Source organism: Micromonospora sp. CPCC 206061 (assembly GCF_036906915.1).
GTDB lineage: Bacteria > Actinomycetota > Actinomycetes > Mycobacteriales > Micromonosporaceae > Phytohabitans.
In genome coordinates this window covers 22,018-34,789 of sequence record NZ_JBAKHX010000009.1, presented here as the reverse complement: position 1 = coordinate 34,789, position 12,772 = coordinate 22,018, and the positions used below count along the sequence as shown (strand labels likewise).

Genomic DNA, 12,772 nt, shown 5'->3' with positions numbered 1-12,772 from the left:
TCAACCACCCGCCTGACCCGTCTTGCAGCCGACACCGACGTGCGTGCCGGACCGCCGTGCATCGTCGGGAAACTCCCACGGCACGTCCGCCTGGGTCGGGCGCCACTGGGGCGCATACACCAACCCCGGCTCCACCATCTCCAGACCGTCGAAGAACCGGGCGACCTCGTCATGGGTGCGAACCACCGGCGGTGCCTGGCCCGCCGCGGCGTACTGCTGCCGCACCCGGGCCACCTCATCGGCCCCGAACGACTCCTTCGCCAGGTGCGAGAAGACCAGGAAGCTGCCGCCGCGGAGCGCGCGAACGTACTGTTCGACCAACGCGTAGGGGTCTGTGTCGTGCTCGAAGTGCAGGACGGCAACCATCAGCAGCGCGGCCGGTTGGTTGAGGTCGACCGGCAGACGCGGGTCGGTGAGCCGGAACAACAACTGGTCGGGGCGCCGTAGGTCACCGGGGATCGCAGACGCATTCGGATTGTCCAGCAGTAACTCGCGGGCGAAAGCGACCGCCACCGGGTCGATGTCGACGTAGACGACCCGCGCGTCAGGCGCCACGGCCTGCGCGACTTCGTGGACGCTGCCCTGCGTGGGAAAGCCTGAGCCGAGATCGATGAACTGGCGCACCCCCATCTGCGCCAAGGCACCCACCGCCCGGTTGAGGAAGGCACGGTTCGTCTGGGCCACCAGCGGCGCCCGCGGGTCGACAACTGTGATCTTCTCGGCCTCGCACCGCTCCCTCTCGGTGTTGTGACCACCGCCCAGCAACGCGTCGTAAATGCCCGCCACCGTTGGGCCGGTCATCCGCCGCGAACCGTCTACCCAGAAGGGGCGGTCGATCTCGTCGTACTGCGTGCTGTCCACGCTGGTCTCCCTTGGTGCCGTGGCCAACATCAGGCGACGACGTCGATCGTGGATGGCTGGTGGTGTGGTGGGGCGGTGTGGATCGCCCTGGGGTCGTAGAGGACGCCGGTCGGCGTGTGACCGGACGCTCGGCGCGCCTCGTCGGTGTGCAGGATTAGCCGCTCGCGGATGGCGTCAACGGCATCCGCCGTGGCCATAACCGAGTCGGCGGCGCGGTATCCGTCCTCTGCCCCCGGCCAGTGCCCGGTGGTGACAGGCCGGCGTGGGCCGAGCTTGACCGCGGCGTCGTACAGGTGGCCGCCGCACAGGATGCTCGCTGCCGCCCGGTCCACGCCGTCGTGCGGGTTGAGCAAGACAGCGCCGGGCGAAGGATTGGCCAGCCACAAACCATGGCGATCGAGGTAGTGGTACTCGTTGTCCCAGTCGCCGCCGATCAGCCCAGGACAGGCGCGCTGCATGGCTGTGACGACCTGGATCGCCTCGTTGGGCCGGCGCCGGCCGCCTTCGGCCGGCGGTGCGTGGTAGCTGCCGTGCCAGACCCAGCGATCCTCGACGAGCAGTTCCACCAGCAGCAGCGCGTGCCACCATTCCGGGCCGGTGTAGACACGCATGTCCAACCGGTCGGCCCAGACTTCGCGCTGCCACATGATCCCGACCGCGAGGTCATGGCCGCCGCGCACGGCCGCGACCGGGCCGGTGTGGTCGCGCCCGAGCCGGCACACCAGCCCGGTAGCGTCCGCCAGGCGTAGCAGTGCCGCCTCAGCACGGTCCTGGCTTTGGCCGGGCAAACCCTGCACCGCGATGACGTCCGGAGCCGCGTAGCGGACGACCCGCTCGGTCAGCTCGGAGTCCGTCAGGTGGTACGTCCAGAAACGGATCATGGTATTTCCTCGATCATGGGGCCCTGGTCCCGGCCGAGAGGTGTGGCCGGGACCAGGGAATTGGGGTGTTGCGGCCGGTCGTCGCCGATCCAGCGATGGGTGCGGGCTATGGCTCGACCCGTCATCGACGCCGGTCAGTGCCGGCGTATCTGACCGGGTTCGAGCAGGGCCTTGAATCGGACGAGCTCGTGGTGACTCCCGCGACGGGCACCGAGGGTCGTAACGGCGGGGCTTCTAGAGCGTTGACGCCCGGTCCGCGCTCACCAGCCCGGCGCCGAAGAACCCGTTGCCGTGCGTCGTCGCCTCGCATACCGCGTCGTAGACCTCGGGTGCGTGGGGGTAGACGTACGGGTTGCTGTCCGGGCAGGCGACGGGAGTCGCGGTCTCGCGCAGGAGCCGCTCGACCTGGTCCGGGTTCATCGTGACCCCGCCATGGAGCCGGTCGCGATGGCCGCGTTGCGCCACGATGATCGCCATCACGCCCGCCGCGTACGGTGAGGCCATCGACGTGCCTTGGGCATACGCGTACAGGCCACATGCCCCGCTGGCGCTGGGAGCGCAGTCGCGCACCAGCGGCGTCGTGCGTGGCTGGGAGCCGGGCACAGGCCCGCAGGTGGTCAGTCCGTTCGGTACACCTTCCGCGTCGACCTCACCGCACTCCCGCGCCACGGCCAGCGGGTAAGGAGCTAAGATCCGGTTCTCGGGCCGGTTGTATCCCGGCTTGCCGAAGAACTCTCGGCTGTCGCCGCCGGGGGCGGCGACGACGACCGGCTCACCCCAGTTGGAGTAGTACGCCTTGCGGAATTCGCCGTCCTCGTTCGGCGGCCCGACGGCCGACACGTCCAGCACGCCGGGCGCATCGGACGGCAGCGTCAGACAGTCGTTCGGGTCGATCTGCCGGTCGCGTGCGGCGCCGGCTGGGAAGTTGGGACTGGACCCGTCGGCGTGCGGCTTGCCGAGGTCAACCCATTCGTTGCCGGTGGCGGCGACCATGGAGACGCCCTGGCTGCGCGCGAACTGGGTGACCCGCAGGACCGCCTCGATCCTGGCGCGCTGCTCGGCCTGCTCCGCCGGCGAGTCAGCCGGATTCGTCCGGCAGTTGCGCAGCCATGGGTCCAGATAGATCGACAGGTTGACCACGTCGACACCGTTCAGGGCCGCGTACACCATGGCCAGCAGGAACGGGCGGAGCAGGAAGTATCCGGAGTCCTGGCCGGCTCGGAGAGAGATCAGGTCGACGCCCGGTGCGACACCGGCGGTGCCGATCCCGTTGAGCGCTGCCGCGATCGTGCCGGCCACGTGGGTGCCGTGGCCGAACGGATCCACATCTGGCGGGTCGACACAGGACGGCACCTCGCACGGGCCGTCATCAATGCCGGCCTCGTTGTCGATGGTGAAGTTCCGGCTCAGTCGCCGGTTGAGGACCGGGGCGAGATCGGGATGCGAGGCGTCCACCCCGGTGTCGATGACCGCGACCCGCACGGCGCGGCTTCCCCGCTCGTGCGCGTACGAGCCAGCGGCGGTGGCGCCGATCAGCCGATTACCCCACTGGGCAGGGGCCAGCGGATCGTCGCCGGCTGGCTTCGCACGCCGGATGGTGGCCGTGCCGGTGCTCGCGTCCTGGGCGACGTCGCCGCCGAACAGGCGCTTACGCTGCTCACCCTGACCGATCACCGAGCTGGCCTCGGTGGTGCCGAAGATGGCCGCCTGGCCGGAGGCCTTCTCGACGAACTCGGGGTCGGTGGTGCGGACGGTGGCCACACCGACCGCGCCGATTTCCTCGACCACCGTGCCGCCCGCGGCCCGTATCGCCGCGTGGGCTGCGTCCCGGCTCACCCCGGTCCGGTAGACCACCAGGTGTTCGGAGCTTGCTACCGCCGGTGCGGCGGCCGCGCCGGGTAGCGGGACCGTGAAGGCGGCAACGCCGAGCGCACCGATCGTCACCGCCAGCATGGCCTGCTTGGGTCGGGACTTGGCTCCGGCGAGGGACCTCGCTTGGGCTTTGATGCCCACGTATTTCTCCTCTTCTGTTACCGGTGGGTCTGGTGCGGTTCGCGCCAGACGGGCTTTTGGGCCGCCCCTGTCGCAGCTGATGCCGCCGGCATCAGCCAGCGGCAGGCGGTCTGCCGTCGGTGGATGAATTCGGTGTGGTGCTGTCGGGTCATGCGCCGATTCCCAGCAGGGCCCAGTACGCGATGCCGGTGGCGTAGAACTCGGCGATCGGTGGGCACCCGGTCAGGTGTGCGTTGCAGTCGACACTGACGCTGAACGAGACGTTGGCGCGCTGGCCGTACACGGCGATCGAGTCGCGGCCCAGGACAATGACCACATCGGATCCCGGCATGTATGGCAGCGGCCTTGCCCAGGGCATGTTGCCGAGGTGGATCGCGTGGGCGCGGCCAGCCGCTGCGACCGGGCTGCGCAGCTGGCGCCAGCCGTGCACGGTGGTCCGCAGCGTCATCCGTGTCAGCGTTGGCGTGCCCTGTCCCCCAGGTGTCGGAGCGCGGGTCGTGTCCCACGTGCAGGAGGTCCCGGTGCCGTAGGTGTCACGGCCGGCGGTGACGGTGTGGTGGCCGAGCCACCAAGGGCCATGGTGCAACGCGACGCTATCGAGCACCTGGCAGGCGGTGGTGGCCGCCGGGACGGTGTGCGTCCACGGGCCGATCAGCCCTCGCTCGACGATTCGGTTGGACCCTCCGGCGATGACCAGCAGCGCTGCCAACGCGCTGAATACGAAGGCGCGGTGACGGGAGCGGATCGTCACGCTCGGCTGGTATGTGGCGGCCACGGCCGCGAGCTTGGCGGTGTTGGCGGTCAAGGCGCGGTCCGGTAGTGGATAGGTGCCGGTCAGGCTCCACAGGCGCACGCTGCGACCGTGGTGCAGCCGCATGTCCAGGTACCGGCCGCCGCCGGGTGCGGCGACGACGTCGATGGCGGCGATCTGACTCCACGGTGTCAGGCCGCCGTCGACTTCGATCCCGGCGCGGGTTAGGTGGACCTGGCGCCGAGACCACAAGGGCCGCCACCGAAGCCCCATGACTGCGGTCAGCACCGCGATACAGGCGCCGATCATCAGGGGCCGCGCCAGGTCGACCGGCCCGCTCGCGGGTTCGGCCCAAATCACCAGGCTGGTCGCAGCGCACAGGATCAGGGCGCAGCTGGCGGCCCGTTCGACCAGCAGTGGCCACCATTTGCCTGGAGTCAGGACCTCCCAGATGGCCGCAGTGGCGGTCGGCTGGGCCGGTGGGCCGGATGCGGGCAGGGTAACGCTGTCCACCGTCACCGGCCTCCGACGTGGGCGGTTCCCGGCGGCACCGAGTTGTGCTCACAGCCGGCCGGCGGACTATCGACGGAGCGGGTGCGCTGGGCCGCGGTGTAGAGGCGGTAGCCCACCACGTTCTCCACGTAGCCGGGCTCCGGCGTGGCCGGCGGCTCGACGACGGTCCGCTCGAACACCAACAGGTGCCCGGAGGCGTCGAACAGCATGCTGAAGCCCAACAGGCCGCCGACGGTGTCCCGCTCGGCTACGGTGACCTGCACGCCGCGCCGGCCCAGCGGGTCGGCACCGTTCTGGAGTTCGATGCCGGGCAACGACGCCAGCAGCCGAAGGGTCGCCGCCCGCGCTTGCAGGTCCGGATAGGAGGCGTCGGCCATCATGGCGATCGCGGACACCGCAGTTCCGGGGCGGAAGCCGTCCGGGGTGCCGAGTTGGCGGCGTAGCCCGTCGGCGTCGCGGGCCGGCTCCTGCCCGGGCGGGAGTAGTCCGGGCATGCCGCTGCTCCACCGAACGTCGCCGTCGTCTTGCCGGCAACCACCGCCCGTGTGATCCCACCTGACCTCACGGCCGGCACCGATCGCGTCGCGCCATCGCTGCTGCCGGGTGACCATCGGCCGCCAGCGGGCGGGGTCGTCCGGGTCGGGACCGTGGGCCCACTGCCAGACTTCCGTGTACGCGTACGGGCCCTGCGTGGCGTCCGACTGTGACGGCCGCAGCTCATCGGCGAGCCGTCGAAGCTCATCCTGCGCCTGTGTCCCGGTGCGCACCGGACCATCGGTGGTCGTCGACGGGGCGCCGGGCGCGGTCACCGTCGTTGCTGGCTGCCGCGGCGAGGCAGAGCGGCAGTGGTCGGTGCATCCCTGGGCAAGGATCAGGATCGCGACCAGGGACAAGGTGACCACCACGGCGCCCAGACCGACGCCTATCCAGATCGTCCGGTTCGAGCGGCGGTCAGGCGGCGCGGGTGGCGGTATATGGATGCTCATTTATGATCTCCGTCCAGTGGGTGCGTCTGCCGAGCTCCGCAACGGCCGAGCGGATCAAGAGGGAACCGCGCCGATCTCGTCGACGCGTCCGTGCGCGAGCCAGGTCACTTCCTGCCGCACCGCGCCTGGGGGCGTGCGGACCCAGGTCACCCGATAGGCGACCGGGCCGGCGTTGCTCGCGTCGATCACCAACCGGTCTTGGGTCCGGCCGTCCTCGCTGCGCATCGACACCACGACCGTCGGCACGCCCACGTTGCTCGACCGCTCGCAGCGCAGCCCGTGCGTCTGCGCGAGCAGCCGCAGCATCGCGACCCGAGTAGGTCGCTGCGGCCACTGCGCCTGATAGACGTCCACCACCGCGCGGAGCAACCACTCGGGACGGTGCACGGGGGGACGGGACCTCGAGAGCTGGGCGGCCAAGGCCGGCAAATCGGTCACCGTCGGATCGGCAAGCCCACCGTGCATCCCGCCGGGGCCGTAGTCGACTCGGGCGGCCGGCAGCGACGGGTTCCCCGGCACCGGCTTCCGCACCAGCCGGCCCGAGCGATCGTCGGCCCGCCACTGCTCTTCGTCGCTGGCCATCAGTCGTCCACCGTCCTGATCGGCCAGGTGACGCATCCGCAAATAGAGGTACCGACCCTGCGATGGCGAGTCCGTGCCGCCAGCAACCCGCTCGGCCAGCGCCCCGAGACATGGCACCCGATACGCCGGCGACGCCGAGGCGGTCGGCGCCGAACTGCTGGGGCTCGAAACGGACACCGGTGTCGGGCTGACCTCGCCGTGGCGTAGCCAGACCAACGCGCTCGTCGCGACGACTACGACAAGCGCCGGCATGACGAGAAGGACGGGGCGGATCGTCCGAGACCGGCGCCGCTCGGGGCTTGCGGTGTTGTTCACGGCACTCCATGCGGGAAGGGGCTTGGGGGTTGGCGGGGAGGGCCGCAGGCCACGGCCCTCCCCGCCTGGGGGCGCACCGCAGCGTCCACACGGGATGTGGATCGGTCCGTGCTCGCGCAGGCGCTTCGGTGTGTGTTGTGCTTGGGGTGATGCCGCCGGCATCGGTCGTTGGCCTAGGGCGAAGCGGCGGACCAGGGTTGGGCTGCAACAGCGGACCGGCGCCGGCCCCAGCTGGCGGGAGCGGACGCGCTGGGGGAACGTCCAAGTGGGCCGGAGGGCCGGACCAGCCGCGATCCACGGGGGCTGGGTGGGTGGTCCGGCCCTCCGGCGGCCATCCGAGTGGGTGGCGAGCCCACCGCGGACGGCATGGGAACCGTGGCCCAACGAGTGGAGCCCAGGCCGCGGATTCCCGGGATGGTGGTCATGAGCGCCGCCCGGTGGGCGCCGCACCGTGTTGACAGCCGGCTGGTGATGAGCGCACCTCGCGTCCACCGCCACCGGTGTCGCGGTGCGCTTTGGATGCTGCCGGTCATCATTGCTCCTACTGGAGGGAATCGGTCTGGTCGAGGGGTGGGCGGGGAGGTCCTGCAGCCACAAAGGACCTCCCCGCCTTCGTGGCGCCGCAGCGTTTGTCCGGGACGTTCGTCCCGCACTCGCGCAGACACCGAGGCTGTTACCGGTCGGGCCGGTGGTGTAGGTGCCGGTTGGGTTCGCGGACCATCGGCCGCAGGACGGGCCCTTTGTCGAGAGGGGTTGCCGGTGGGCCGTGGGCCAGGAAGCGGTGTCGGGTCAGCCACTTCACTAGCGCTGGGCTGGTTGCTACGGCGTAGGCGGTAAGGCGTTGCCGGTCGAGTTCCCTAAGCCGGTGGCCCAGCAGGGTGGTAGCGCGGCCGTGCCCGCGGTGGCGAGGGTGGACGCAGATGTGCATCAACTGGTGGTGTCGCTCAGGTGGCGGCGCCAGGCTCAATAGCGCCCGGTGGAACGCTTCGAAGCGCTCGCTGTGGCGACCGGTTGCCGCGGCTAGCTCGGCCCACCAGGCCGTCGGCGGCTCGGGCGGGCCGGGAAGCCACACCGCGACTGCGTGCCGGTCACGGGTCGCGTCCACGACGCCACGGGTGGCGGCGTCCTCGAGCACGAGTGCCGCCCAACCCTCCAGCGTCGCGCGGCGCTCACCGCCGGAGGGCACCAGCCATGCGCCGAGCCGGGTCCGCTGGTAGGCGGCGGTCAGCACCATGGCTGCTTCGCCCGGTACACGCGCGGTTTCCGCCGAGGGCGCTGCCGTCGGTGCGGCGCCTTCATGCCTGCCGGTCATCGTCGTCATCCGCGACATCACTCCCCCGGATCCCCGCCGGTCGCGGCGTCCTGGGCCATTTCGGGGTTGAGCGGCGCAACGTCGCCTGGTTCGCCTGACAAGCGGAGGGCAGGGCTGGCGGTCGTCGGCGCAGCTACTCCGAGCAGGCGTTGTAGGCAGGCCCGCTGTGCCGGCTCATACAGTTCGTGCGTGGGGCAAGCAACGGCGATGCGGCCCTGACTCAGGATGAGGACCCGTTCGCTGATCGCGGTGGCGAGGTCGAGATTTTGCTCAGCGATCAGCACAGCCAGGCCGCCGTCGACGAGCGTGCTGATGGTGTCGGTGAGTTGTGCGATGACCGAGGGCGCCAGTCCCTCGCTCGGCTCGTCGAGCAGAAGCACCCGCGGGTTGGTCAGCAGCGCACGCGCTATGGCGAGCATCTGCTGTTCGCCGCCGGACAGCCGGTCGGCCCGGTGCTGCATCCGTGTGGCGAGCGCGGGCAGCAGTTCCAGGACCTTCTCGACGGTCCATGACCGGCCACCCGGGGTGGCCGGCGCGGTGCACAGGGCGGCGGCGCAGCGCAGGTGCTCGGCGACGGTGAGCGGGCCGAACAGGCGTCGGCCCTGTGGTACCAGGGCCAGGCCGGCACGGGCGAGATGGTGCGGCCGCGGTCGACGAGGCAGGACACGGCCAATGAGTTCGACGCGGCTGGCCGCATAAGGTGGCACCAGCCCGGCGAGGGTGGCCAGCAGGGTGGTTTTGCCAGCGCCGTTGCGGCCGAGCACAGCTAACGCCTCCCCTTGCCGCACGTCCAGATCGACGCCCAGCAGGACAGGTGCGCCGTGGTAGCCGGCGCGCAGGTCGCGGACCCGCAGCACAACCGGCTGCTCGGGCTGCTCGGCTGCGGCTTGGCGCGGGTGGTTGGAGATGTCGGCGCCGGGGTGGGATGGGACGGATCGTCGGCGTCCCACCCGGGGGTTCTGTGGGCTCGTGCCGGTCAGGTAGGCGCTTTGCACCTTGGGGTCGGTGCGGACCGCGTCGATGGAACCGGTGGTGAGCAGGCGGCCGTGGTGCAGCACGGTCACCGTGTGCGCCAGTGACCAGATCAGGTCGAGGTTGTGGTCGACCAGCAGCACGGTGACGGCGGCGGGTAGGGCGAGGATCTGCTCGATCAGATGGGTGATCTCGATCGGGTCCAGGCCGGCGGAGGGTTCGTCGAGCAGCAGCAGCCGGGGCCGTTGCGCCAACGCCATGGCCAGTTCCAGGCGGCGTTTGCGCCCGTAGGGCAGCGCGCCCGCCCGGGTGCCAACGTCACCAGCGAGCCCGGCGTGTTCCAGGAGCGTGCCCAACTGGCCTCTACGACCCCTGCGGTCGGACCGGTTCACGCCCGTCTCGGGTGCGCGTAGGGCGAGGTCGAGGTTCGCGTAGACGGTCAGGCGCGGAAAGATCGCCGGATGCTGCCAGGTGCGGCTGATCCCCCGCCGGGCGCGTGCCGGCATGGACAGCCCGGTGATGTCGTGCCCGTCGAACAGCACCGTGCCGCCGGTTGGGGGCAGCGCCCCAGCGATGAGGTTGAGCAGGGTGGTTTTGCCGGCGCCGTTGGGTCCGATAACGGCGTGCCGGGTGCCGGCCTCGACCTCCAGTGCCACGTCGCGCAGCGCCTCAAGTCCGCCGAAGCGGCGGCCGACCCCGGTCAGGTGAAGCAGGGCGGTCATCGGCGCCCGCCCTGCACGCGAGTGCGCAGCCACTCCTGGGCCGGTCGCCGGTAGGCGACGAGCAGGAACACCGCGCCTAGCACGGCGGTGGCGTGGCCGCCGGTGTCGGTGCCCAGCAGGTCGCGCACAGCGACCACCAGGACGGCGCCGGCGACCGCGCCGCGCATGCTTCCCGCCCCGATAGCCGCGGCGAGCAGAGCCAGGGCGGACACGTCCAGGCCCATGTCGGCTGGGGACAAGTAGCGGTTCACCGCCACCAGCAGGGCGCCGCCCGCGCCGGCCACGGCGCCGGCGGCGAGGAACCCGGCCGTCAGAGCGGCGGTGACGCGGTGGCCGAGCGCACCCAGACGTGGCTCGTGGTCGGCGGCGCCGCGCAGGACCAGCGCCAGCCGGGTGCGCAGCAGCAGCGCCACCAGAGCGGCCAAGACCAGGAAGCAGACCAGCACATAGAGGTAGATGTAGCCGTCCACGCGCAGCGGTGCCGTGCCGGGCCAGACGGTGACCGGTGGCGTGTGCAGCCCGTCGTCCCCGCCGGTGATGGCCGCCCATTGGCTGGCCGCCGTGCGGCCAACCTCGGCGACCGCGAAGGTGACCATCAGGAAGGTGGTGCCGCGGGTGCGTAGCACCAGCGGCGCGGTCACCGCGGCGGCGGCCGCACCGGTCAGCGCGGCGGCGGCGAGTTGGGTGGGTCCGTTGGTGTAGCCGGCGTTTGCCAACAGCGCCGCGGTGTAGGCGCCGACCCCGAGGTACGCGGCCTGGCCAAGGGACGGCAACCCGGCCACGCCGGTCACCAGCTGGGCGCTCATCGCGAGGGTGGCCAGTACCAGCGCGGTGGAGGCGATCGAGATGGTGTAGGCGTCGACGACGGCGGGAAGGGCCAGCGCGGTGAGCACCACGGCAGCGGTGACGCCGACGGACCGCGGCCGCGGGTGACGCTGCCGCCCGGCAGGGTCAACGACGGTCATCGGCTCGGCGGTCGTGCTCTCGACGCTCACGCGGGCCTCACCGCCGGCCGGGTGCGGGTGCGGGCGGTCAGGGTCACGAGCAGGACCGCGAGCAGCGCGAACGGTGCGACGGAGGGCGCGACGATGACGCCGACGGTTTGGACCTGGCCCACGACCAGCGCGGCGGCGAGAGTGCCGGGTATGGAGCTGGAGCCGCCGATGACGACCACGATCAACGACAGCACCAGCACGGTGGTGTCCACGCCCGGCGCCGGGCCCAGCAGCGGCGCGCCGAGGACCCCGGCGGTGACGGCCAGGACACCGCCCGCGGCCAGCGCGGCGCCTTGCACCCGGCGGGTGTTGATGCCGGTAGCGGCGGCCATGGCCGGGTCGGCGACGGTGGCGCGCAGCATGACGCCGTGGCGGGTGCGGGTGATGACCAGGTGCAGGCCGATGGCCAGCAGGCCGGCGATGGCGATGAACAGCAGCCGGTAGATCGGGTAGCCGTGCCCGGCCAGGGAGATGCTGCCGGCAAGCAGCCGGGGCGGGTCGGTGGGCAGCGGCGCGCCGCCGAAGCCGGTGGTGAAGCCGTCCGCTGCCACGAACGCGATGCCGAGGGTGGCCAGGGCTTGGTCCAGGTGACCGTGGCCGGCGATCGGTCGCATCGCGGCGGCCAGGGCCGCGCCGCCGGCGGCGCCGACAACGACGCCGACGGCGAGCGCGGCGCCCAACCTCAGCAGGTCGCCGCCGCTGAGCAGGTACGCGAGGTAGGCGCCGGCCAGGTACAGGCTGCCGTGGGCGAGGTTGAGCACGTCCATGACGCCGAAGATCAGGGTCAGGCCGGCCGCGACGGTGAACAGCAGCAGCCCGAACGCGATCCCATCCACGGCGGTTACCGCGTACGTCACGAGCCCACCCGCCCGTCGGACGTCCAAGCCGCTTCCGCGCCGACCCGTCCGGTGCCGGCGCGCACGCCGGCGTGGCCAGTGTCGCCCTGCCACGCACTGGTATGGCCGGTGCGTCGCCGCATTGGTTGCCTCCCCACCTCGAATTCCCCTCAGGTCGTCAGGCCTGAGGCCGGTAGCCCTTGGGCTGGTAGCCGACGGTGGTGTACATGCGGTAGCAGTAGGCGAGGGTCTTGGGGTCGTGCATCGCCTCCCGCAGCACACGCAGCTGCTCGGCGGTGACGCCGTGGGTGAGCAGAGCTCCTTCCAGCTGCCGGGAGTTGCTCTCGTGCAGCAGGCAGCCGGGTTCCCCGCCGGCCCACAGCCGGGTGTGTTCTTCGGCGGTGACGTCGACGAGCTGCGCCGACCGCATGGCCAGTGGCGCTCGCCAGGCCCAACCGAGGTCGGCGCCGTTGGCTCGCAGGGTGGCCCGCAGCGCGTTCTGGTACGCGGTGAACGCCTCGCGGGCGGTCTCGGTGGGCGCTTCCAGCAGCATGTCGTCGTGGGTGGCGTCCCAGTCGGACACGACCAGTACGCCGCCGGGTTTCAACGCGGAGATGAGCCGGTCGAGGACCTTCTCCCGTTCGGGGATGTGCAGCAGCACCAGCCGGGCGTGGACGACGTCGTAGTGAGCCTGTTCGAGGCCGAGGGTGCGCACATCGCCAGCGACGACGGTCACGTTCGGGGCGGGCTTGACGTGGCGGGGGTCCAGGTCCAGCGCGGTGACGTGGCCGCTGGGGCCGACCTTCTTCGCCAGCCAGTGGGTGATGGTGCCGGCGCCCGGGCCAAGGTCCAAACATCGCCAGCCGCGGGTGACGCCGACACGCGTGAGCACGTCGATGGAGTGGTGCTCGTCGAGGATGGCCGACAGCAGCGACAGCAGCCGTTTGCCCTCCTGGTCGTGGCTGTTGTCGAAGGTGTATCGCGGGGCGTCGTCGACGTCCGGTGCTGGGGTGGTGGTCATGAGGCGTCTCCT

The 12,772-nt window shown here is 71.3% G+C and carries 11 protein-coding genes; all 11 read right to left on the bottom strand.

Going from position 1 to position 12,772, the window contains the following annotated elements; genetic code table 11:
- On the bottom strand, positions 1-861 hold the full coding sequence (locus tag V6V89_RS09770) for an SAM-dependent methyltransferase (protein WP_334618690.1): 861 nt from the start codon (positions 859-861) through the stop codon (positions 1-3).
- 29 nt (positions 862-890) lie between these two features.
- Positions 891-1,742: a hypothetical protein gene (locus tag V6V89_RS09765; RefSeq protein ID WP_334618689.1), complete on the bottom strand. Its 852-nt coding sequence runs from the start codon at positions 1,740-1,742 to the stop codon at positions 891-893.
- Between the two features lie 234 nt (positions 1,743-1,976).
- Complete coding sequence (locus tag V6V89_RS09760; protein WP_334618688.1) at positions 1,977-3,755, bottom strand: S8 family serine peptidase; 1,779 nt, start codon at positions 3,753-3,755, stop codon at positions 1,977-1,979.
- Positions 3,756-3,903: 148 nt separating this feature from the next.
- Entirely contained in the window at positions 3,904-5,019 is a 1,116-nt protein-coding gene (locus V6V89_RS09755) for a hypothetical protein (RefSeq protein WP_334618687.1), read from the bottom strand.
- 2 nt (positions 5,020-5,021) lie between these two features.
- Positions 5,022-6,005, bottom strand: coding sequence for a hypothetical protein (locus V6V89_RS09750; protein ID WP_334618686.1), 984 nt, complete (start codon positions 6,003-6,005; stop codon positions 5,022-5,024).
- 54 nt (positions 6,006-6,059) lie between these two features.
- On the bottom strand, positions 6,060-6,902 hold the full coding sequence (locus V6V89_RS09745; protein WP_334618685.1) for a hypothetical protein: 843 nt from the start codon (positions 6,900-6,902) through the stop codon (positions 6,060-6,062).
- A gap of 673 nt (positions 6,903-7,575) precedes the next feature.
- A complete protein-coding gene (locus V6V89_RS09740) occupies positions 7,576-8,214 on the bottom strand; it encodes a GNAT family N-acetyltransferase (protein WP_334618684.1) in 639 nt (212 codons plus the stop codon).
- 17 nt (positions 8,215-8,231) lie between these two features.
- Complete coding sequence (locus V6V89_RS09735) at positions 8,232-9,908, bottom strand: ATP-binding cassette domain-containing protein (protein WP_334618683.1); 1,677 nt, start codon at positions 9,906-9,908, stop codon at positions 8,232-8,234.
- Complete coding sequence (locus tag V6V89_RS09730; protein WP_334618682.1) at positions 9,905-10,903, bottom strand: branched-chain amino acid ABC transporter permease; 999 nt, start codon at positions 10,901-10,903, stop codon at positions 9,905-9,907. Before V6V89_RS09730 ends, V6V89_RS09735 begins: the two co-directional genes overlap by 4 nt.
- Positions 10,900-11,760: a branched-chain amino acid ABC transporter permease gene (locus tag V6V89_RS09725; protein ID WP_334618681.1), complete on the bottom strand. Its 861-nt coding sequence runs from the start codon at positions 11,758-11,760 to the stop codon at positions 10,900-10,902. Before V6V89_RS09725 ends, V6V89_RS09730 begins: the two co-directional genes overlap by 4 nt.
- A gap of 157 nt (positions 11,761-11,917) precedes the next feature.
- On the bottom strand, positions 11,918-12,760 hold the full coding sequence (locus V6V89_RS09720) for a class I SAM-dependent methyltransferase (protein WP_334618680.1): 843 nt from the start codon (positions 12,758-12,760) through the stop codon (positions 11,918-11,920).
- Positions 12,761-12,772: the final 12 nt, after the last annotated feature.

Coding starts and splice junctions, on each gene's coding strand:
- V6V89_RS09765 (WP_334618689.1), bottom strand. CDS start 1,742: ATGATCCGTTTCTGGACGTACCACCTGACGGACTCCGAGCTGACCGAG.
- V6V89_RS09735 (WP_334618683.1), bottom strand. CDS start 9,908: ATGACCGCCCTGCTTCACCTGACCGGGGTCGGCCGCCGCTTCGGCGGA.
- V6V89_RS09720 (WP_334618680.1), bottom strand. CDS start 12,760: ATGACCACCACCCCAGCACCGGACGTCGACGACGCCCCGCGATACACC.
- V6V89_RS09740 (WP_334618684.1), bottom strand. CDS start 8,214: ATGACCGGCAGGCATGAAGGCGCCGCACCGACGGCAGCGCCCTCGGCG.
- V6V89_RS09750 (WP_334618686.1), bottom strand. CDS start 6,005: ATGAGCATCCATATACCGCCACCCGCGCCGCCTGACCGCCGCTCGAAC.